Genomic DNA, 20,141 nt, shown 5'->3' with positions numbered 1-20,141 from the left:
GCAACCTTGGCGCACCGTCCGGTGCGCCGGCCTCCAGGCCGGCATCAACAGGTGGTCCGTGTTGGCCCGGAAGCCCGATGTATTTCCTGCGGCGAAGGCGACGATTCACGTGGTCGTGACGGAGAGCGAAGGGTGGTACGTCGCCGAGTGCATGGAGGCGGCGGTCGTCACGCAGGGTCGTACGCTGGACGAACTGGTCGCCAACCTGCGCGAGGCCATCGGCCTGCACCTGGAGAGTGAAGACCCGGCCGAGTCCGGACTGTCGCCGACGCCCCGGTTGTCGGTGACCTACGATTTCTCGCCGTTCGGCCAGTGACGCCACGTCTTCGGCGTCTCTCGGCGAAGCAGGTGGTGCGCCTGCTGCAGGGGATGGGCTTCACCGTCGACCGCACACGGGGGAGTCATGCCAGGCTCGTTCGAGTCGCGCCGACCGGCGCCCGGCAGGTCGTGACGGCGCCGATGCACCGAGAGCTTGCGCTCGGCACCGTGCGTGCCATCTACCGGCGCGTCGCGCGGTTCGTTCCGGAGGCCGTAGTCAAGGCAGCGTTCTTTACGGACTGAGGCCGCGCGGTCCGGACTGTTGCCGGCCTGGAGGCCGGCCCACCAGGGCCGGCGCACCTGTGCGAAGGCCCTATGCGTCCTGGGTGGCGAGGTTGGCGGGGGCGCTGCCATCTGTGGGATCACGAGGCTGACGCAGCATGCGCAGCCCGTTGAACGTGACGAGAAGCGAAGCACCCATGTCGGCGGCGATGGCCATCCACAACGTGGCGGCGCCGAAGGCCATGACGATGAGGAACAGCGCCTTGGCTCCGAGGGCCAGCGCGATGTTCTCGATGATGCGCGTTCGAGCGCGCCGGGCGTGATCGACCAGGAACGGCAGGAGCCGGAGGTCGGGACGCATCAGCACGATGTCGGCCGATTCCACCGCGAGGTCGGTCGCGTTGTTGCCCAGGGCAATGCCGACGGATGAAGCGACGAGGGCGGGGCTGTCGTTGATGCCGTCGCCCGCCATCGCGGTGACGCCGTGGCGGGCGCGCAGATCGGCAATTGCGGCGGCCTTGTCTTCCGGGAGCAGCTCGGCCCGCACGTCCGACAGCCCGACGCGCGCGGCGACGCTGTTCGCCGTAACCTGGTTGTCGCCGGTCAGCAACACGGGGCGGATGCCCTGTGCATCCAGACGCGACACCGCCTGTGACGCTTCGGGGCGAACGGGGTCCGATAGCGTCACGACGGCCCAGGGTTCCGCGCCGACGCCGCAGATGACGACGGTTCGGTCGGCGTCGGGCAACTCGGCCAACTCGCGCGGCAACTCGTTGCGCCCCAGCTTCTCGCGGGCAAAACGGGCGCTGCCGACCCAGAAGTCCTCCCCGTCCACCGTCGCCTCGGCGCCGCGCCCCTCGACCGCCGTGAAGTTCGTCAGATCGGGCGCTTCTACGGCGTGGTCGCGCGCGTAACGCACGATGGCGCGGGAGAGCGGATGTTCACTCCGCAGCTCGATCGCCAGCAGGCGCGACAGCACGTCGCTTTCCGATCGCCCGCCGACCGGCCGGAGTTCCCGCACTTCCGGTTCGCCCTCGGTGATCACGCCGGTCTTGTCGAATGCGAAGGCGCGTACGCGCGCGAGCGATTCAAGATGAACGCCTCCCTTGATCAGTACGCCGCGCCGTGCCGCCGCGGCGAGGCCGGCGGCAATGGTCACCGGGGTTGAGATCGCCAGTCCGCACGGGCAGGAGATCAGCAGGATGAGCATCGCCTGGTAGAACCAGAAATCCCACGCCCCGCCGAACAGAAGCGGGGGAACGGCGCCGACCGCTGCCGCCACGACGAACATCAGCGGCGTGTAGTGGCGCGCGAAGGTGTCGATGAAGCGCTCCGACTGCGCGCGGTGATGGTGGCTCTCGCCCACCATCCGGATGATCCGGGCGAGGGTCGTGTCGGAGGCGGCCCGCGTCGTCCGCAACTCAAGCACGCCATGTCCATTGACGGTGCCGGCGAATACCGTATCGTCAGCCGTTTTCCAGGCAGGCGCAGACTCGCCGGTTACCAGCGCCTGGTCGACGTAGGAACTGCCGGCGATCACCACACCGTCACAGGGAACGCGTTCACCCGGCCGCACCCGCACGTGTGCGCCGACTGCCACGCGGTCGACGGTTACGCGGTGTTCATGATCCCCGTGGATCACGGATGCCATCGCCGGCGAGATCCGGATGAGCGAGCCGATGGCCTTCCGCGCCCGCAAGGCGTTCCAGTTCTCGATCAGGCCGGACAATCCGTAGAGGAAGGCGAGGGTTCCGGCCTCCGCCCATTCCCCCAGCGTGACCGCGCCCACGACCGACACGAGGACCAGGGCGTTCATGTCGGGCCGGAGGCGCGCGAGCGAACGGAGCGCGGCAGGTGCGGAGTGGAACAACCCTCCCGCGATTGCGGTGACGAAGAGCACGAGGACGATTGGTTCAAGACCGGCGCCGCCAAGATCGTGGGCGGTGAACGGCGCCGTCAGTTGCCCCATCTCGATGCCGTGCCACGCGAGGGCGCCGGCGAGGGCCGCACCACTCGTGCCGACGAGGAGGTGCCGCTCGTGCTGTTCCCAGAACGAGGCGGTCGGCGGCGCGGCGGACTCATCCGCGGCCGGCGTCCAGGGCTGCGCCTTCATGCCGAGTCGCGCCACTGCCGCGGTCACGTCGTCCGGTCCGCACTGCGATCGGTCGACATCCACCGTCATCCGCCCCTCGATGACGTGGAACGAGATGTCACAGATTCCGGCGCAGCCCGCCAGCTCGCGCCGGATCAGCGTCGCCTCCTTGGTGCAGTCGAGTCCCTCGACCTGGAAGTCGAGTTGCTCGGTCGTGGCGCCGTCCACCGGCCTGGCCAATGTCGTCATCGCCTACTTCACCTTAACCGATGCGGCTCCAGGAAACCCCGGCCTGTAGACTGTGCCGATGCAGCCTCGTCCGGCGCATCGAACCACCGGTTCCGTCGCGCTTGCCCTCGTCGCCGCACCGCTCGCGGCGGCGCTGGCCGTTGCGGGCGGCGCCGCGCCCGGAGCGCAGGAGCCCGAACCGCTCCCGCTGACCGTCATGACGTTCAACATCCGAACCTCGCTCAACAGCGCGGAAGATGGCGAGAACGGCTGGCCGCACCGCCGCGCGCTGGTGGCCGACACGATTGCGCGGGTCGCGCCGGAGGTGGCCGGCCTGCAAGAAGCGCTCGCCGATCAGCTCGAGTACCTTTCCGCGAAGCTGCCCGACTACCGCTGGCTCGGCGTCGACCGTGGCCTCAACGGCGGCGAGGGCCTGAGCGAGCATGTTCCGATTTTCTACCGGTACCGCGAGCTGCTCCCTGTCGAGTCGGGCACGTTCTGGCTCTCGCCGACGCCTGCCGGGCCGACCGGCACCGGCTTCCGGCGCCGCGTCTCACGCATCGTCACCTGGGCGCACTTTCATCACGTTGGCGCGGACCGCCGTTTCTACGTCTACAACACGCATCTGACGCTCCGGCGGGGAGAGCGGCAGGTGAACTCCGCCACGATGATCGCCGAGCGGATCGCCGGACTGCCCGCAGGCGCACCCGTCCTCGCCATCGGTGACTTCAACTCGACGGCGGAGCATAGCGACACCTGGCGCGCGGCGACGGCCACCGGTCTGCGCGACGCCTGGCTCCTCGCGGATCGCCGGATCGGCCCGGCCCGGACGTCGAGCGACTTCCGTCCGCCGGAGCAGGCGAACGAAGGCCGGATCGACTGGATCCTCGTGGGCGGCCCGATAGGGGTCCGCTCGGTCGAGACCGTCATCGATCACGACAACGCGCGGTACCCCTCGGACCACTACCCGGTCGTCGCGCGCGTCCTCCTGCACTGACGTGCGCCCCGGGCCAGGGCGCCAGACACGCGCGGCAACTCGGGCAACGCCCGGCCGCGTCGTCCTTGCGGGCGCGCAAGCTCCTAGAAGAACCGCACCGAGTAGCCGACGCGCACGCCGCGGCCGATCTCGGGCGCGAGGTCCTTGATGAACGACGTATGGTTGCGGTACGTCGCGTTGGTCAGGTTGTAGCCGGTGACGCTCAGGATGTGCGCGGTGTGCTGGCGTGGCCAGACGTACGACGCGCGCAGGTTGACCACCGAGTAACCGTCGGTTTCCGTCTCGCCGTGGTAGAGCTGGTCCTGTGTCCCGGCGAACTCCAGCTCCGGACTGAACGTGAACCCGCCGACCGGCACGTCCAGGCTGAGGGTGCCCCGCAGCGGCGGGATCCGCGGTAGCGGCTCGTTGGTCGCGGTGAGCCGCGCGTTGACGTAGCCGAGGCCGAGCGTCACCCAGGCGCTCTCCGCCAGCCGGACGCTGCTCCGCGCGTCGAATCCCACGAACCGGCTGTCGCCCTGCGTGAAGTCGAGCACCATCAGGTTGTCCTCCACCTCGTCGGTCCGTTCGCCGAAGATGAAGTTGCTGATGTCGTACGTGTAGAAGTTCAGCTCGCTACGGACGCGATCCGACTGGTGGCGCAGGCTCAGGTCGAGGCCGAGCGTCGTCTCCGCGTCCAGATCCGGGTTGCCCACCTCGAAGGCGAGGTTCCCGACGTGCGGGCCGAAGTTGTACAGCTCCTCGAGCGCCGGCGCGCGGTGCGACTGGGTCACATTGGCGACGAACGCCGTGTCCGCGCCCAGGTCGGCGTGGAGGCCGATCGAGGCTGACGCACCGAGGAAGTCGCGATCCCGCGGATCGGGCGCCTCGAGATGGTGCTCTTCCTCGTCGTGATCGTCGTGATCGTCGTCGTGGTCATCGTCGTGATCGTCGTGGTCATCGTCGTGATCGTCGTCGTGATCGTGGTCGTGGTCGTCGTCGTCGTCGGCGTGGTCCTCGTCCTCGTCGTGGTCCTCGTCATGGTCCTCGTCGTGGTCGTGGTCGTCTTCCTCGTCATGGGCATGCCCGCCGGTCCGCTCCATGGTCCGGTAGTCGTTCTGTTCGACGCGTGCGCCGAACTGCAGCCGTACGCGCCCGAAGTTCAGCTCCTCGTAGGCGAAAGCCGCGAAGGACGTCTGATCGGTCTGCGGCGCGAGGGCCTCGGCGCCGACGGCTTCGAAGTCGCGAAGCTGCGCCCAGGCGCCGAACCTCCCTGCGAACCGTTCGGTCTGGCGCTGATCCACTTCGGCGCGAATGAGTGTGGTCCGGTTGGAGAAAGCCGTGCCGATGTTCTCGGTCCCCTCCTCGATCTCCAACTCGTCGTGTTCCCAGTCGATCATGCTCACGCTGAGCTTGAAGCCGTCGATGAGGTTGTTGTCCAGGTTGCGGGCTCCGATGTCGAACCGGCCGACGCGGCGCCGCGAGTCGAGATCGATCGCTACCTCATGGTCTTCTTCGTCGTGGTCGTCGTCATGATCGTCGTCATGGTCGTCGTCATGATCGTCGTCATGGTCGTCGTCATGATCGTCGTCATGGTCGTCGTCGTGGTCGTCGTCGTGGTCGTGGTCGTCCTCGTCCTCGTGGCCGTGCTCGTCCTCGTGGCCGTGCTCGTCCTCGTCATGGTGGCCGTGGAATTCACCCGCGAACGGGACGCCGAACCGACCATTCTCCATGGTGATGCCGGCGCTCGCGAAGAAGTTCCCACCGAAGTAGCCGACGCCCGCCCGGCCGTTCGTCAGTTCGGTGGCGGAATTCTCGACGGGTCCCTCGGGCGTCTGGTAATCGTCGGTCCGGCGCGTGCTGCCGCCGGCCCAGAACAGGACGTTTCCCTGCGTGTGTTGGGCGCTGGCGCTTGTGCCGAACTGGCTGTTCGCGCTGCCGGCGTCGGCGTTGAACTGGGCGCGCGTGCCGGAGAAGAGCGACTCGCGGTAGCTCTCGTGGGGTGTCACCACGTTAACCAGGCCGCCCACCGCGTTCGACCCGTAGAGCAGCGTGGCGGGGCCGCGGACGATCTCGATCCGCTCGGCGATGTTCGGGTCGATGGTGACGCCGTGGTCGCCGGACTGGCTGGAGAGGTCACCGGTCCGCACGCCGTCCTCCAGGATCAACACCCGGTCACCGTCGAAGCCGCGGATGATGGGACGGCTGGATCCGGGGCCGAAGCTTCGGCTGGCGATGCCCGGCTCCTTGCGCAGGGCGTCGCCCAGGCTGCCCTCCCCGAGGCCGACGATGTCGAACGAGTCGAGTGTCGTGACCGCGTTGAAGGCCTCGAACGTCGTCTCGGCGCCCGCAACCGATGCGGTGACGGTTACGTCCTCGTGGACGGGTGACAACTCCAGCGCGAAGTTAACCGTCGCCTCGCCCCCGGCCGGAACGCTCACCATCTGGCGCCCTGCCGTCAGGTGTTCGCGCTGCGCGAGCACCTCGTAGTCGCCCGGGGTCACGTTTTCGACCGTAAACCCCCCGTCTTCGTCGGTCAGTGCGAACGCGCCGGACCCCACCACCAGGATCACGGCACCGTGGACCGGATCGCCCGTACCCGACAACGTCACCGTGCCGCTTACCGTGCCGTTCTCCTGTGCGCCGGCGGGTGCGGCCATACCGGCCGTCATCAGAACGGCGGCCGCAACCGCCACAACCGTTTTCGATCTGGTCTTCATGCACTCCATGCTCTAGCTCCCTACACGCGAGCGACGGCTCGCATTCCTTCCCTGTCTGCGATGGCTGGCGGTGTGCTGCCGGACGCCCGAAGTCAGCGATCCGGCATCGCCACTGAATAGGAACGGGCGCACTCGCCGTATCGAAATCGGTTAGTGGCGAGGTCGCCGATCCAGGCCAGCCGAGGTGTGCAAGGCGCCTACGCGGGCGGCGCGCGGGCGGGAAGGCGAGAGATGTGGCCGGAGGCGACCCATCCGGTGGGTGGAGCGTGGACGAGCAGTTCCGGAGTGTCCACCGGGACGATCTGGATTGATACGGCCAGGTCGGCGGCCGGCTGGTGCCGGAGCTGGCAGACCGCGCAATCCGGATCGCCGGCGTGCTCCTCGTGCCAGATGGGCGCGCCGGAAGTGGCACCGAGCAGCGCGATCGCCAGGGCGGCGACCAGAACGCGCCAGTCAGGGCCGCGGCGTGCAAGCCCTCTGTGCATGAATCCCCCTGCGGCCATCAAAGCCCTTGACGGTAGCAGAAGCCCGCAGGTGCGGACAAGCAACGGGGCTGCGAAGGCAGATGCCGTGCAGGTAACTGTGTTCGTGGAGACTTGCGAGGGCGCTGCCTCCCGGCCTCAGCCGGAGAGGTCGACGCCGACGGGGCAGTGATCCGATCCGGTCACGTGCGGCCAGATGAACGCTCCGGTCACCCGCCGGGCCGCGGCAGGGGAGGCAAGCACGTAGTCGATGCGCCACCCGATGTTTCGGTCACGGGCGCCGCCCCACTGCCGCCACCACGTGTAGTGGCCCGTCTCGCCGGGATGCCGCGCGCGGAACGTGTCCTCCCAGCCCGCGTCGATCCAGCGCGTAAGCTCCGCACGCTCCTCCGGCAGGAAGCCGCTGGTCTTCGTGTTGGCCTTGGGCCGGGCGAGGTCGACCGGCTCCCGGGCCGTGTTGTAGTCGCCGATCACGAGCACCGGTCCGCGCCGGCGCAGGGTCTGCAGCCGGGCGAAGAGCTCCGTGTAGAAGTCGAGCTTGTAGGGCACGCGGCTGTTGTCCCGGTCCCGCCCGCTTCCCTTGGGAAAGTAGACGGATGCCACCGCGAGGCGCCCGAAGCGGGCTATGACCAGGCGCCCCTCTGCATCGAAGCGTGGCTCGCCCAAGACGGTCTCGACGCGGTCCGCCGGCTCGCGCGAGTAGATGGCGACGCCGCTGTAGCCTGGGCGCTCCGCCGGCGAGAACACCGCGTGCCAACCGATCGGTGCGCGCACTTCCGGATCCAGTTGATGCTCGAAAGCGCGGACCTCCTGGAGGCCGACGATGTCGGCATCGGCGGTGGCGAGGAATCGGAGGAAACCCTTCCTGGCGCAGGCGCGGAGGCCGTTGACGTTCCAGCTAACGACGCGCACGGCGGAGGATGTTACTCGTCCCTCAGGAGAGCGCGCCGATCGACTGGGCGTGCCGTACCGCATTGGCCCGTCTGCTGGTGCCTGATTTGCGATAGATGCTCTTCAGATGGTAGCGGACGCCCTCGTGGGTGATTTCGAGCCGACCCGCTATCTCCTTGTTGCGCAGACCGCGAGCCGCGAGCGCCAGCACCTCCAGCTCACGCGACGAAAACAAAGGGATGTCCGTATCCCGCCGGGCTACCTGGACCAGCAGCGACTCGGCTGCCGGCCGGAGATGGTCGTTGCCGTCCGTGTCGAGTAGGCCTTGCAGGACGACGGCGCTGACCTCACGCGCGCGCACGAGCGGTCTCGTGTAGTCGACGCCGTGGGCTGCATGGATGAACCTGACCAGGTGTTCGAGCGCGCGATCGCGCCGGCCCGCGCTGTGGGCGACAGACATCGATAGCGCCAGACCCCGCAGGAGCGTCCGGATGAGACCGCGGTTCCCGGCAACACGGCACAGACTAGCCGCGAGGCCGTCGGCGGCGTCGAACTCGCCCTGCGCCTCCAGAAGGCGGATCCGTGCGCACGACAGGGCTTCCATCGTTCGCCACGACTGCTGCTTCAGGTCGCACAGTTCGGCGGCCTCGCACGGCAACTCGTGGTCGCGCCAGATCGCTCCGGCCTGCTCCGACTGCCCCGCCTGCGTCAGGTAGTCTGCCAGCAGCGCCGAGACGGTGTTCAACAGGCTCTTGTTGCCCGTCGGCCTCACATTGTCGACCGACCGCGTCAGGAGCTGGATGACCGCCGTCCCGCCGTAGTGCTCGAACATCAACTCGGCGCTCACCGCGACGTTCGTCGAGTAGCTATCGGCCCAGACGCCCTGCGCCTGCGTCAGACGCTCCAGAGTCTTGCGTCGGATCCCCCTTACATGGTTGCGCTCGAGATCGAGTTCGAGAGTCAGCGCGTTGGTGCCGGCGGCGAGCCAGGCATCGGCAGGGAAAAACTTTCTGGCGGCCCGCCGGACGTTCTGGTATTTCTCGGCCGCCTCCTGCACGCGCCCTTGCGCCATTGCCGCCGTCCCCAGGCAGGCATCCAGGATGATCCCGGCGAAACGTTCATCCTTCCCGACGCGTGCTTGCGCGTGCAGGCCGTGCCGCGCGCCATCCTCGAAGCTCGCGCGTTCGCAGCAGGCAATGCAGAGCATCGTGTGTCTGGCGACGGCAAGGATCCGGCCCTGTTCATCACCGGCCGCCGGTTCTCCCGCCGGGAGCCGCGATTCGAGCCGCTGAGGCAAGAGCCCATCGATGCCACCCCTCAGAAAGGCCTGAGTGAACCCCGCGTCGATGGCCAGCGCATCGGCGTTTCCGCCATCCCGGTCCCGCGCAAAGCCGTCGGTCCGTTGCGAGACCGTCTGGAACAGCGTCTCCGCCTCATCCGACTTCTGCGACAGACGGAGAACGATGCAGCGGAGGAGATCGAGCCGCGGATACCGAGCCGTAACTTCCGGGGTCAGGAACCGACCCGCGGAGAACGACCGCGCGGTTCCCCCGCGTAGCCACAATTGGAATGGTCCGAACCGCTCGACGATCTCGGCGAGCAGATCGTTGTCGCCCGCCGCTCGGGCGTGACGCGACGACTCCGTCAATTGGTCCCGGCGAACGAGTTCCAGTGCGATCTTCCTGTGGAGGGAACGCTTGCGTGCCGGGTTTACGCCGGAGAGCTCATCGAGGCAGTACTCCCTGAGCAGGGGATGCAGGCGCTTTTCTGCATGGTCGCCCTTGCTCGGCAGCAGCAGGCCGTCGAGCGCCGGCAGTGCGGAAACCACCGCGCGGGCATCGTCCGATCCCAGGACGGCATCCACGAGGCTCGCGTCGATCCAGTCGAAGACCGCGAGATCGAACAGGCAGGACCGTTCCTTGTCAGATAAGTCGCGCAGCATGTGGAAACCGATGTAGTTCTTCGTGAGCTGCGTCGTTTCTCCGCCAGTTTGTCCTGCGACGGCACCGCCCATGTTGCGATGGACCATCAGCGCAAACGGCCAACCGGCCGTGCGTTCCTCGATCTGGGCCAGTTCCTTTCTGGATAGTGTCCGGCCCAGGAACCGGGCTATGTCGGCCTTTTGGACCCGGAACGATTCCGGGCCGAGTATGGTCGCCCCACCGCTCAGGAGGTGCGTTCCGACGTTGAATCCCGGATTGGACCGAAACGCCATGACGAGGTGCAGATTGGGTGGCGCGCGCTGCAACAGCAGGTCAACCAGCCGGACCGTGCACTTCGGCAAGCGGTCGACTTCGTCGAGCACAAGCAGGCACGGGGCGGCATGCCGTTCAATGGCGCCGGCCAGCGTGCCTATCTGTTCTACTGCTGGCGCCGCGGACCACGCATCGTGCGACACGGACAGATCCAGTCCCGCCTGCTCCAACGCAAGGGCCAGATAGCCGCCGAAGAGACTCGGCGTATCTTCGTCGTCCAATGAGATCCAGGCGACGACTGCTCCCTCCTGCTTCCGCGCACGAGCGATGTCCGCCATGACGGTCGTCTTGCCGAATCCGGCGGGCGCCTGCAGCACCGTAACCCGCCGTTCCAGCATGTCCTCGAGGCGCTGCAATAGTGCGGGACGGCTCACGTAGCCGGACGGCAATTCCGGCGGCAGCACCTTTGCCTTGAGCAGCCCGGACGCATTGATACTCGACTTCGACATCTCAGCAGTCGCCGGAGTCCAGCGCTCCGGCTGGGCGGTGAATCAGCCGCTGTGGTCAGACCTGAACACCGGGTGCTACCCAGACTGGGGGGATCAGTACTATCCAACTGGAGGGGGATCTGTCCCTACCCAAGTTGGTAGGGAGAGGCGGAAGCGCGCTACCCGGACTGACCCCGAACGACGACCGGGCCGCGGTTACGCGACCTCGGCGACCGACAACACCAGCCGTACCAAATCCACTTGCCCGGAGATGGACTTCTTCTGGTAGATCTGCTTCAGATGCCAATGAACGGCGTTGGTCGTGAGCCCTGCGACCTCGGCGATCTCGCGCACGCTCTTGCCCTCCGCCAGCCACACCGCCACCTGACTCTCCCTTGGCGTCAGGCCAAGAGTCGTGGCTACCAGGTCGGGTGCGACACGTTGCCGGCGCCCCGGCTCGACGACCAGTACAAGCGCGACAACGTGCCGCGCCCCATAGTCCGGTTGCGGGGCGCGCACGGGCTTGGCGTGCACGGCGAAGGGGTGTGACGCCGACGAGCGGCGGAGCAGCATCGACCCGCTGAGCGGGATGGTTGCCGAGGTCGGCAACGCCTGGGCCAATAGCCTTTCGAGGCGGATCTGATCCGCCGGCGTACTGGCACGCAGCGCTCCATCCCGGTCCGACAAACCGTCGGCCCTCCGCAGGATGCCGCGGGCACGGTCATTCACCTCCAGGATCTTCCCGTGCCGATCCAGGTGGACGATGCCTACCCGAGTGTTCTCAAGGAGGCTGGTCGCCGTCGCGTTCCGCGCTTCCGTCCGGACCAGCGCTTGCCGCACGCGGACGAATTGCCGAATCTGCGGCAGAATTCTCGCGATCATCTTGAGCTGCGGAGATCCCCAGTCACTTCCGGCAACGGGATCGCCAAGGTTCATCGCGATGTCGGACCCATCCGGCCCGTCCATACGTACCGCCAGGCTATTCTGGTGCCCCGCCCGCAGTAAGGCATCGTTGTAGACAGGCGAAGTTTTCAGCTCCTCGGGCGTGTACTGGTCGTTGACGTGCACCAGCCTGCTGTCAGGCAGTTGCCGTATTCGCGGCACGCGTTCATCGATGGGATGGTAGGTAGTGAGGTATTCGCGCTCGAGGTCGTGGCGGCGTTCTCCTCGCTGGTAGAGTCCGACGAACTGCACACGCCGGTCGTCCCTCGGGCCTTCGCCGACCATCATCGTATTGCCCGTCAGGCCGCAGGCCTCGTCAATCAGGGCCGATGTGACAGGCCAGTTCGTATCGTCGAGCATGGAATCATGCAACGACAACACGAAGCGCTCGAACGCGTTCTGGTCGGCCATGTCAAGTCCCGAGGTTGTCTGGATCCTCGCGACAACTGCACTGGCCGCCGAGCCGGTTAGTCAAGGCGCCTCCCCTTAACCGGAAACAGACTACCCCTTTATTAACCGACGGTTAGTGACAGGGGCACCGGTAGGTTGGAAGTTATTGGAGGTAGTATTCAATGCGCTCCGACCACCCGTCGTGGCGCCGGGCGCTCACTGGGGGCGTGGAGCTGCTAACCGATCGCTGAGTCTCGCAGCGGTGGCACGCGGCATCGCGGCGGCGTCTCGGCGTTTCCCTCAGGAGAGCGAGCCGATCGCCTGGGCGCGGCTGACCGCTTCGGCCCGTTTGTTGATGCCTGTCTTCCGGTAGATGTTCTTCAAGTGGTAGCGGACGCCCTCTTCGGTGATTTCGAGAAGCTCCGCTATCTCCTTGTTGCGCAAGCCGCGAGCCACGTGCGTCAGGATCTCCCGCTCACGCGGCGAGAAGCACGGGCTGCCCGTCTCCGGCCCGACTACCTGGGCCAGTAACGACTCGGCCGCCGGCCGCAGGTCGTCGTCGCAGTCCGTGTCGAGAAGCCGTTGCAGGACGAGCCGGCTCACCTCACGCTGGCGCACCAGCGGCCTCGTGTAGTCGACGCCACGCGTGGCGCGGATAAACCCGACCAGACGTTCCAGCGCGCGATCGGGTTGACCTGCGCGGTGGGCGACCGACATCGACAACGCAATGCCCCGGAGCAGCGTGCGGACCAGGCCGCGATCCCCCGCAACACGGCCCAGGTTGTGCGCGAGCTCGCTGGCGGCGTCGAACTCGCCCTGCGCCTCCAACAGCCGGATTCGTGCGCACGACAGGGCTTCCATCGTTCGCCATGACTGCCGCTCCAGGTCGAGCAGTTCGGCGGCGTCGCACGGCAACGCGTGGTCGCGCCATACCGCTCCGGCCTGCTCCGACTGGCCCGCCTGCGTCAGGTAGTCCGCCAGCAGTGCCGAGATAGTGTTCAACAGGCTCCGGTTGCGCGTCGCCCGAACGCGGTCAACCGACCTTGTCAGGAGCTGGATGGCCTCTGCCTCACCGCACTGCTCGAACAGCAACTCGGCGCTCACCGCTACGCTCGTCGAATAGCCATCGGCCCAAACGCCCTGCGACTGCGTGAGGCGCTCCAGAGTCTTGCGCCGGACCGCCCTCACGCGGTTCCGTTCGAGATCGAGTTCAATAGTCAGTGCGTTGCTGATGGCGCTGATCCAGGGATCGGCCGGGAAGAACTTCCTGGTGGCCCGCCGGATGTCCCGGTATTTTTCAACGGCCTCCTGCACGCGCCCCTGCGCCATTGCTGCCATCCCGAGGCAGGCGTCCAGAACGATCCGGAAGAAACACCCATCCTTCCGGAAGTGCGCCTGCGCCCGCAGGCCGTGCCGCGCGCTCTCCTCGAAGCTCGCATGTTCGTAGCACGCAATGCAGAGCATGGTGTGCCGGGCGCAGGCGAGGGCCCGACCCTCTTCATCACCGGGCAGCGGATCTCCTGCCGGAAACCGTGATTCGAGTTCGTGAGGCAGGAGCCGATCGGCGCCACCCCTCAGGACGGCTCGCGTGAACATCGCGTCGACGGCCAGCGCTTCCGCGTTGCCGCCATCCCGGTCTCGCGTGAACCCGTCGGTCCGTTGCGAGATCGTCTGGAACAGCGTCTCTGCCTCATCCCACTTCAGCGACAGGCAGAGAACAATGCAGCGGAGGAGATCGAGCCGCGGATACCGGGCGGTAGTTTCCCGGGTCAGGAACCGCCCCGCGGAGGCCAATCGCGCCGTTCCCTCGTGTAGCCACAACTGGAACGGCCCGGACCGCTCGATGAGCTCGCCCAGAAGATCGTTGTCGGCCGCCGCGCCGGCGTGCCGCCACAACGCCGTCAGTTGTCCTCCTCGGCGAACGAGTTCCCGTGCGATCTTCGTGTGGAGGGAACGCTTGCGTGCCGGATTCGCGACGGAGAGTGCATCGAGACAGTACTCCCTGAGCAGGGGATGCAGACGCTTCGCTGCATCGTCTCCCTTACCCGGCAGCAGCAGGCCGTCGAGCGCCGGCAGTGCGGTCAACAGCATGCGGGCATCGTTCGATCCCAGCACGGCATCCACGAGGCTCCCGTCGATGCAGTCGAAGACCGCGAGATCGAAAAGGCAGGCCTGTTCCTTGTCCGATAAGTCGCGCAGCACGTGGAGGCCGATGTAGTTCCTGGTGAGCTCCGCCGCTTCTCTACCAGCTTGTTCCGCATCGGCGCCCCCCACGCTGCGATAGACCATCAGCGCAAAGGGCCAGCCGGCCGTGCGTTCTTCGATCTCGGCCCGTTCTTTCCGCGACAGTTCCCGGCCCAGGAACCGGTCTATGTCGGCCCTTTGAACGCGGAACGATTCCGTGCCCAGCACGATCGCTCCACCGCTCAGGAGGTGTGTTCCGACGTTGACTCCCGGGTTGGATCGAAACGCCATGACGACGTGCAGATTGCTCGGCGCGTGTTCCAGCAGCAGGTCGACCAGCCGGACCGTACGCCGTGGCAGGCGGTCGACTTCGTCGAGCACCAGCAGGCACGGCGCGGCATGCTGTTCAATGGCGCCGGCCAGCGTGCCCAGTTGCTGTAACGCTGGCCACGCGGACCGCGTAACGGGCGACCCGGACAGACCGAGATCCAGTCCCGCCCGCTCCAGCGCAAGGGCCAGATAGCTGCCGAAGAGATTCGGCGTATCCTCGACGTCCAGGGAGATCCAGGCGACGACCATTCCGTCTCGCTTCCGCGCACGAACGACGTCCGCCATGACGGTTGTCTTGCCGAATCCGGCGGGCGCCTGCAGCACGGTCACCCTGCGTTCCATGGTGTGCTCCAGGCGCTGCAGCAGTGCTGGGCGGCTAACGTATCTGGATGGCAACTCCGGCGGCAGCACCTTTGCCTTGAGCAGCCCGGACGCATTGGCAGTCGACTTCGACATCTCAGTTTGTCCATGCCCTATATACACGCTGCTCATGACTGTTCGATGTACATTTAGGGTCTTTTTAATGAACTTTTCTGGCTGGGCCGCGCGCCGGGAGCCGTGGCCTGCGGGACCGCGATGGTGTGGGGCGTCCGCGTCCGCTTTTCACAAGCGGGGGCAGGGGCGGATCCGGGGCCGGGCCGCGGAAATGCGGCGGTTGTTGGAGGGGGCGTAGGGTGCCGGCCTGGAGGCCGGCGCACCGGACGCCGTGCCGGCTGGCGCCCCGGACGCCGTGCCGGCTGGCGCACCGACCGGGGTACCGGCCGGCGCACCCGGCGCTCTAGCCTTCCTTCTCCTCGTACTGCTCGCGCAGCTTCGCGACGATGGACGGGTCGGCCAGCGTCGTGACGTCGCCCAGCGCCTTGCCGGCCGCGATGTCGCGGAGCAGACGGCGCATGATCTTGCCGGAGCGCGTCTTCGGCAGGTCGACGGTCCAGAGGATCTCGTCCGGCTTGGCGATGGCGCCGATCTTCGTGGCGACGTGCTGGCGGAGTTCCTCCACCTTCTCGTCCGAGGACTGGACTCCCTCCTTGAGGGTGACGAAGGCGCAGATCCCCTGCCCCTTGATCTCGTGCTCCTTGCCGACGACCGCCGCTTCGGCCACCTCCTGGTGGTCGACGAGGGCGCTCTCGACCTCCATCGTGCCGACCCGGTGGCCGGCGACGTTGAGGACGTCATCAACGCGGCCGAGCAGCCAGAAGTAGCCGTCGTCGTCCACCTTGGCCCCGTCGCCGGTGACGTAGGTGGCGTGGCCCCAGCGGCCCCAGTAGGTGGCGACGTAGCGGTCGTGATCGCCGTAGATCGTCCGGAGCATCGATGGCCAGGGGCGCGTCTGCACCAGGTAGCCGCCGCCCACCTTCACCTCCTCGCCGGCCTCGGTCACCACCGCCGGCCGCAGGCCCGGGAACGGCCGCGAGGCGGAGCCCGGCTTGAGCGTCGTCAGACCCGGCAGCGGCGTGATCAGGATGCTGCCGGTCTCGGTCTGCCACCAGGTGTCGACGATCGGGCAACGACCGCCGCCGACATGCGTGTGGTACCACATCCATGCCTCGGGGTTGATCGGCTCGCCCACGGATCCGATCAGCCGCAGCGTGCTGAGGTCGTGCTTCGTGACATGTTCCGGGCCCCACTTCATGAAGGCGCGGATGGCGGTGGGCGCCGTGTAGAAGATGGTCACCTTGTGGCGCTCGATCATGTCCCAGAAACGGTCGCGGCCCGGCGTGTCGGGGGCGCCCTCGTACATGACGCAGGTGGCGCCGTTGGCGAGCGGGCCGTACACGAGGTAGCTGTGTCCGGTCACCCAGCCGATGTCAGCGCTGCACCAGTAGATGTCGTCTTCCTTCAGGTCGAAGACCCACTTCGTCGTGATGTAGGTCCCGGTGAGGTAGCCGCCCGTCGTGTGCGCAATCCCCTTCGGCTTGCCGGTGGTGCCTGAGGTGTAGAGCGTGAACAGCAGGTCCTCGGCGTCGTTCTCGCGCGCCTCGCAGGTCTCCGGCACCTGCGCCATCAGTTCGTGGTACCAGTGGTCGCGGCCCGCCACCACCTGGAACGGCGTCTCGAGCCCCTCGCGCTTGATCAGGAGCACCGCGTCGACGCTCGGCGCCCCGTCGAGCGCCGCGTCCGAGATTTCCTTGAGCGGAACGACGCCCCCGCGCCGGAACCCGCCGTCGGCGGTGACGAGCAGCTTCGCCTGCATGTCGTTGATCCGGTCGCGAAGCGATTCGGCGGAGAATCCGCCGAAGACGACGCTGTGCACGGCGCCAATCCGCGCGCAAGCGAGCATGACGATCGGCAACTCGGGGATCATCGGCAGGTACACCGCCACCCGATCGCCGTGGCCGACGCCGAGCCGCTTCAGCACGTTCGCGCACTTCTGCACTTCGACGTGCAGCTCGCCGTAGGTGAGCGTCTTCTGATCACCGGGCTCGCCTTCCCAGACGATCGCCCGCTTGTCGCGGCGGCTGCCCAGCGCGTGCCGGTCGACGCAGTTGACGCTGGCGTTGATCTTTCCCCCGACGAACCACTTGGCGTCGGGCGGCTGCCAGTCGAGGATGGTGTCCCACGGCCGGCTCCACTCCAGCTCGCTCGCGATCCCGGCCCAGAACCCCTCCGGGTCGGCTTCCGCCTTGGCGTAGATGTCCGGGTCGTTCATGTTCGCGTTCTTCGCGAACTCCTCGGGAGGCGCGAAGACGCGGTCCTCGGTCAGCAGTGCATCGAATCCGGCGGAAGTCTCGTCAGCCACAGTCTCCTCCTCGTCCGTCTGGTGTGCCGTTCAAAGCGGTTCGGTCCAATCCCGGGCCGCCGCCCTCGCTGGTCGCCACGGCCCTACAGTCGTTTGGTGGCGATCAGCAGATTGTGCAACGTCCCGTCTGCCGTCATCACGTAGTCCCACAGCACCGCTTCGCGCCGGAAGCCAAGCTGCCGGAAAAAGGCCTGCGCCGCCTCCTGATCGAGCGTCATCCGGGCGGTCAGCATCGTAAGGCGCATCTGGCGCGCGATCCACTCGATCTCCTCGGCCAGCAGGCGCGCCAGTCCCCGCCGCCGCGCCACGGGCGCCACCTGCAGCCGCACTTCGCCGATGTGGCGCGTCCAGCTCGTCCGGCTGTGGAGCAGGCTCACCTCGCCAACCACCCGTTCGCCGTCGAGGGCCAGCACCGTGAAGGTGCGGCCCGTCTCGACGTAGTGCGCCCAGCGCTGCACGGCTTCCGGCTCGGTGATGTTCACCCGGAGGTACATCAGCTCCTCGGGGGCGAGGCTGCGCGCGAAGGCGACGACCGCGTCGACATCGTCCGGGCTCATCAGTCGGACGGTCACCTCGCCTCCGTCGGCCAGCGTGACCGGGCGGGGGTAACGGGCCGGGATTGCGTCGGCGCCGGGTGCGGCTGGTTCCATCTGCTTCGACCTCTGCCGGTCCTACCGGCCGTACTTCGCCTTTGCCTCCTGGCGCCGCGCGTGCAGGATGGGTTCCGTATAGCCGCTCGGCTGCTCGCGGCCCTTGAAGATCAGGTCGCAGGCGGCCTGGAAGGCGACGCTGTCTTCCACGTTGGGCGCCATCGGCCGGTAATTCGGGTCGCCGGCGTTCTGGCCGTCGACCACCGCGGCCATCCGCCCCAGCGTCTCGCGCACCTGCTCCTCGGTGCAGATGCCGTGGTGAAGCCAGTTGCAGATGTGCTGGCTCGAGATCCGCAGCGTCGCGCGGTCTTCCATCAAGCCGATGTTGTTGATGTCGGGCACCTTCGAGCAGCCGATCCCCTGTTCGACCCACCGGACGACATAGCCGAGGATGCCCTGCGCGTTGTTGTCGAGCTCCTGCTGAATCTCTTCCGGCGACCAGTCGGGATTCTCTTCGCGCGGGATCGTGAGGATCTTGTCGAGGTCGGCGCGCGGGCGCGACCGGAGCTCCTCCTGGCGCGCCGTGACGTCCACTTCGTGGTAGTGCGTCGCGTGCAACGTCGCGGCGGTGGGGGAGGGAACCCACGCGGTGTTCGCGCCCTGCCGGGGATGGCCGATCTTCTGCTTCACCATCTCGGCCATCAGGTCCGGCATCGCCCACATTCCCTTGCCGATCTGCGCGTGGCCGGGCAGTCCGGTTTCCAGTCCGATGTCGACGTTCCAGTCCTCGTAGGTGACCATCCAGTCGGCGGTTTTCATCTCCTTTTTGCGGATCATCGGCCCCGATTCCATCGCCGTGTGCATCTCGTCGCCGGTCCGGTCGAGGAATCCGGTATTGATAAAGAAAACCCGGTCGGCGGCGGCGCGGACGCACTCCTTCAGATTGACCGTGGTCCGCCGCTCCTCGTCCATGATCCCGATCTTGATCGTGTGGCGGTCCAGCCCGAGGATGTCCTCCACCTGGGCGAGCGTCCGATCGCAGAAGGCGACTTCCTCCGGGCCGTGCATCTTGGGCTTCACGATGTAGATGGAGCCGGCGCGGCTGTTCTTGCCGCTCTTGACGTCGTGGGCGGCGATCAGCGACGAGATCACCGCGTCGAGCACGCCCTCCGGCGCCTCGTTGCCGTCCTTGTCGAGGATGGCCGGATTGGTCATCAGGTGGCCGACGTTCCGGATCAGCATCAGGCTGATGCCGGGCAGGGTGACGGCGGAACCGTCGGGCGCCGTGTAGCCGCGCGGCGCGTTCATCGTCCGGTCGACGGTCTGGCCGCCCTTGTCGAAACTCGCCGTCAGCGTTCCCTTCATCAGCCCGAGCCAGTTCCGGTAGGCGTGCACCTTGTCCTCGGCGTCGACGCACGCGACCGAATCCTCCAGATCCATGATGGTTGTCGTCGCCGCTTCCAGGATGATGTCGCGCACGCCGGCGTCGTCCGCCTTGCCGACCGGGTGATTGCGGTCGATCCGAATCTCGATGTGCAGGCCGTGGTTGAGAAGGAGGACGGCGGAGGGGCTGGTCGGCTCGCCACGGTGGCCGGCGAACTGCGATGCGTCGGCGAGGCACTGGGTGGAGCCGTCCTTCAGGGTGACGGCGAGGGCGCCGCCCGACACCCAGTACGTCGTCGCGTCCGCATGGCTGCCCGCCGTGAGGGGCGCCACGCGGTCGAGGAAGTCGCGCGCCCACGCGATGACGCGGTCGCCCCGGACCGGGTTGTACTCGGCGGTGCGTTCGCAGCCGTCGTCCTCGGGGATCGTGTCGGTGCCGTAGAGCGCGTCATACAGGCTGCCCCAGCGCGCGTTCGCGGCGTTGAGGGCGTAGCGCGCGTTGGTGACGGGGACGACGAGCTGCGGGCCGGCCACCGTCGAGATCTCCGGGTCCACGTTCGCCGTCCGGGCCGAGAAGTCGTCTCCCTCCGGCACCAGGTAGCCGATTTCGCGCAGGACGTTCTTGTATTCCTCCAGGTCGATCGGCTCGTCGCGGTTCTCGCTGTACCAGGCGTCGATCCGCCGCTGCAGTTCTTCGCGCTTCTCGAGCAGCTGACGGTTGCGCGGCGCGAGGTCGTGAACGAGCTGATCGAAGCCGGCCCAGAACTCCTCCGAGGAGATGCCGGTCCCCGGCAGCGCCTCGTCGTTGATGAAGTCGTACAGTTCCTGGTCGACCTGAAGTCCGCCCGCCGCAATCCGGTCCGCCATTCCTGCCCCCTGCTTCGTGACTCATGGGCGGACATCGCGTCCGCGCCGGCAGGAGATTCTACTCTGGGGAAGTGGAATCGGTCCGCTACTCGTCGCGCCCAAGGCT

At 67.3% G+C, this 20,141-nt stretch carries 13 protein-coding genes; 3 read left to right on the top strand and 10 right to left on the bottom strand.

Features of this window, described 5'->3' with window-relative positions:
- The first annotated feature begins 103 nt into the window (after nt 1-103).
- Both F4Y45_05155 and F4Y45_05150 read left to right on the top strand, forming a co-directional pair.
- Entirely contained in the window at nt 104-316 is a 213-nt protein-coding gene (locus tag F4Y45_05155; GenBank protein ID MXY23893.1) for a type II toxin-antitoxin system HicB family antitoxin, read from the top strand.
- Nucleotides 317-369: 53 nt separating this feature from the next.
- Nucleotides 370-561, top strand: coding sequence for a type II toxin-antitoxin system HicA family toxin (locus tag F4Y45_05150; protein MXY23892.1), 192 nt, complete (start codon nt 370-372; stop codon nt 559-561).
- 70 nt (nt 562-631) lie between these two features.
- Here F4Y45_05150 and F4Y45_05145 read toward each other — a convergent pair whose 3' ends face one another.
- Complete coding sequence (locus F4Y45_05145) at nt 632-2,881, bottom strand: heavy metal translocating P-type ATPase (GenBank protein MXY23891.1); 2,250 nt, start codon at nt 2,879-2,881, stop codon at nt 632-634.
- Between the two features lie 58 nt (nt 2,882-2,939).
- Here F4Y45_05145 and F4Y45_05140 point away from each other — a divergent pair, with 58 nt between their 5' ends.
- Nucleotides 2,940-3,857, top strand: coding sequence for an endonuclease/exonuclease/phosphatase family protein (locus F4Y45_05140; GenBank protein ID MXY23890.1), 918 nt, complete (start codon nt 2,940-2,942; stop codon nt 3,855-3,857).
- Nucleotides 3,858-3,940: 83 nt separating this feature from the next.
- Here the strand turns inward: F4Y45_05140 and F4Y45_05135 are convergent, their stop codons facing one another.
- The 9 genes from F4Y45_05135 to F4Y45_05095 form a co-directional block, all read right to left on the bottom strand.
- Complete coding sequence (locus F4Y45_05135; protein ID MXY23889.1) at nt 3,941-6,562, bottom strand: TonB-dependent receptor; 2,622 nt, start codon at nt 6,560-6,562, stop codon at nt 3,941-3,943.
- A gap of 188 nt (nt 6,563-6,750) precedes the next feature.
- Nucleotides 6,751-7,038, bottom strand: coding sequence for a hypothetical protein (locus tag F4Y45_05130; GenBank protein ID MXY23888.1), 288 nt, complete (start codon nt 7,036-7,038; stop codon nt 6,751-6,753).
- A gap of 135 nt (nt 7,039-7,173) precedes the next feature.
- Complete coding sequence (gene xth, locus F4Y45_05125; protein MXY23887.1) at nt 7,174-7,947, bottom strand: exodeoxyribonuclease III; 774 nt, start codon at nt 7,945-7,947, stop codon at nt 7,174-7,176.
- A 22-nt stretch (nt 7,948-7,969) separates the two neighbouring features.
- Nucleotides 7,970-10,630 carry a hypothetical protein gene (locus F4Y45_05120; protein ID MXY23886.1) on the bottom strand — a complete coding sequence of 887 codons (2,661 nt, stop codon included), beginning with the start codon at nt 10,628-10,630 and terminating at the stop codon, nt 7,970-7,972.
- 195 nt (nt 10,631-10,825) lie between these two features.
- Nucleotides 10,826-11,962, bottom strand: a complete 1,137-nt coding sequence (locus F4Y45_05115) for a helix-turn-helix transcriptional regulator (protein ID MXY23885.1) — start codon at nt 11,960-11,962, stop codon at nt 10,826-10,828.
- A gap of 279 nt (nt 11,963-12,241) precedes the next feature.
- Nucleotides 12,242-14,947: a hypothetical protein gene (locus F4Y45_05110; GenBank protein ID MXY23884.1), complete on the bottom strand. Its 2,706-nt coding sequence runs from the start codon at nt 14,945-14,947 to the stop codon at nt 12,242-12,244.
- Between the two features lie 286 nt (nt 14,948-15,233).
- Nucleotides 15,234-17,195, bottom strand: coding sequence for an acetate--CoA ligase (acs, locus tag F4Y45_05105; GenBank protein ID MXY23883.1), 1,962 nt, complete (start codon nt 17,193-17,195; stop codon nt 15,234-15,236).
- Nucleotides 17,196-17,278: 83 nt separating this feature from the next.
- Nucleotides 17,279-17,845, bottom strand: coding sequence for a GNAT family N-acetyltransferase (locus tag F4Y45_05100; GenBank protein MXY23882.1), 567 nt, complete (start codon nt 17,843-17,845; stop codon nt 17,279-17,281).
- Between the two features lie 21 nt (nt 17,846-17,866).
- Nucleotides 17,867-20,035, bottom strand: a complete 2,169-nt coding sequence (locus F4Y45_05095; GenBank protein ID MXY23881.1) for a malate synthase G — start codon at nt 20,033-20,035, stop codon at nt 17,867-17,869.
- Between the last annotated feature and the right edge of the window lie 106 nt (nt 20,036-20,141).

Source organism: Acidobacteriota bacterium (genome assembly GCA_009838525.1).
In the GTDB taxonomy this organism is placed as follows: Bacteria; Acidobacteriota; Vicinamibacteria; order Vicinamibacterales; family UBA8438; genus VXRJ01.
This window is presented reverse-complemented; position numbering and strand designations above follow the sequence as displayed.

What these genes read in the sequence shown, in the direction of transcription:
- F4Y45_05150 (MXY23892.1), top strand. Translation starts at nt 370, where the DNA reads ATGGGCTTCACCGTCGACCGCACACGGGGGAGTCATGCCAGGCTCGTT.
- F4Y45_05145 (MXY23891.1), bottom strand. Translation starts at nt 2,881, where the DNA reads ATGACGACATTGGCCAGGCCGGTGGACGGCGCCACGACCGAGCAACTC.
- F4Y45_05140 (MXY23890.1), top strand. Translation starts at nt 2,940, where the DNA reads ATGCAGCCTCGTCCGGCGCATCGAACCACCGGTTCCGTCGCGCTTGCC.
- F4Y45_05135 (MXY23889.1), bottom strand. Translation starts at nt 6,562, where the DNA reads ATGGAGTGCATGAAGACCAGATCGAAAACGGTTGTGGCGGTTGCGGCC.
- F4Y45_05130 (MXY23888.1), bottom strand. Translation starts at nt 7,038, where the DNA reads ATGCACAGAGGGCTTGCACGCCGCGGCCCTGACTGGCGCGTTCTGGTC.
- F4Y45_05120 (MXY23886.1), bottom strand. Translation starts at nt 10,630, where the DNA reads ATGTCGAAGTCGAGTATCAATGCGTCCGGGCTGCTCAAGGCAAAGGTG.
- F4Y45_05115 (MXY23885.1), bottom strand. Translation starts at nt 11,962, where the DNA reads ATGGCCGACCAGAACGCGTTCGAGCGCTTCGTGTTGTCGTTGCATGAT.
- F4Y45_05110 (MXY23884.1), bottom strand. Translation starts at nt 14,947, where the DNA reads ATGAGCAGCGTGTATATAGGGCATGGACAAACTGAGATGTCGAAGTCG.
- F4Y45_05100 (MXY23882.1), bottom strand. Translation starts at nt 17,845, where the DNA reads ATGGAACCAGCCGCACCCGGCGCCGACGCAATCCCGGCCCGTTACCCC.
- F4Y45_05095 (MXY23881.1), bottom strand. Translation starts at nt 20,035, where the DNA reads ATGGCGGACCGGATTGCGGCGGGCGGACTTCAGGTCGACCAGGAACTG.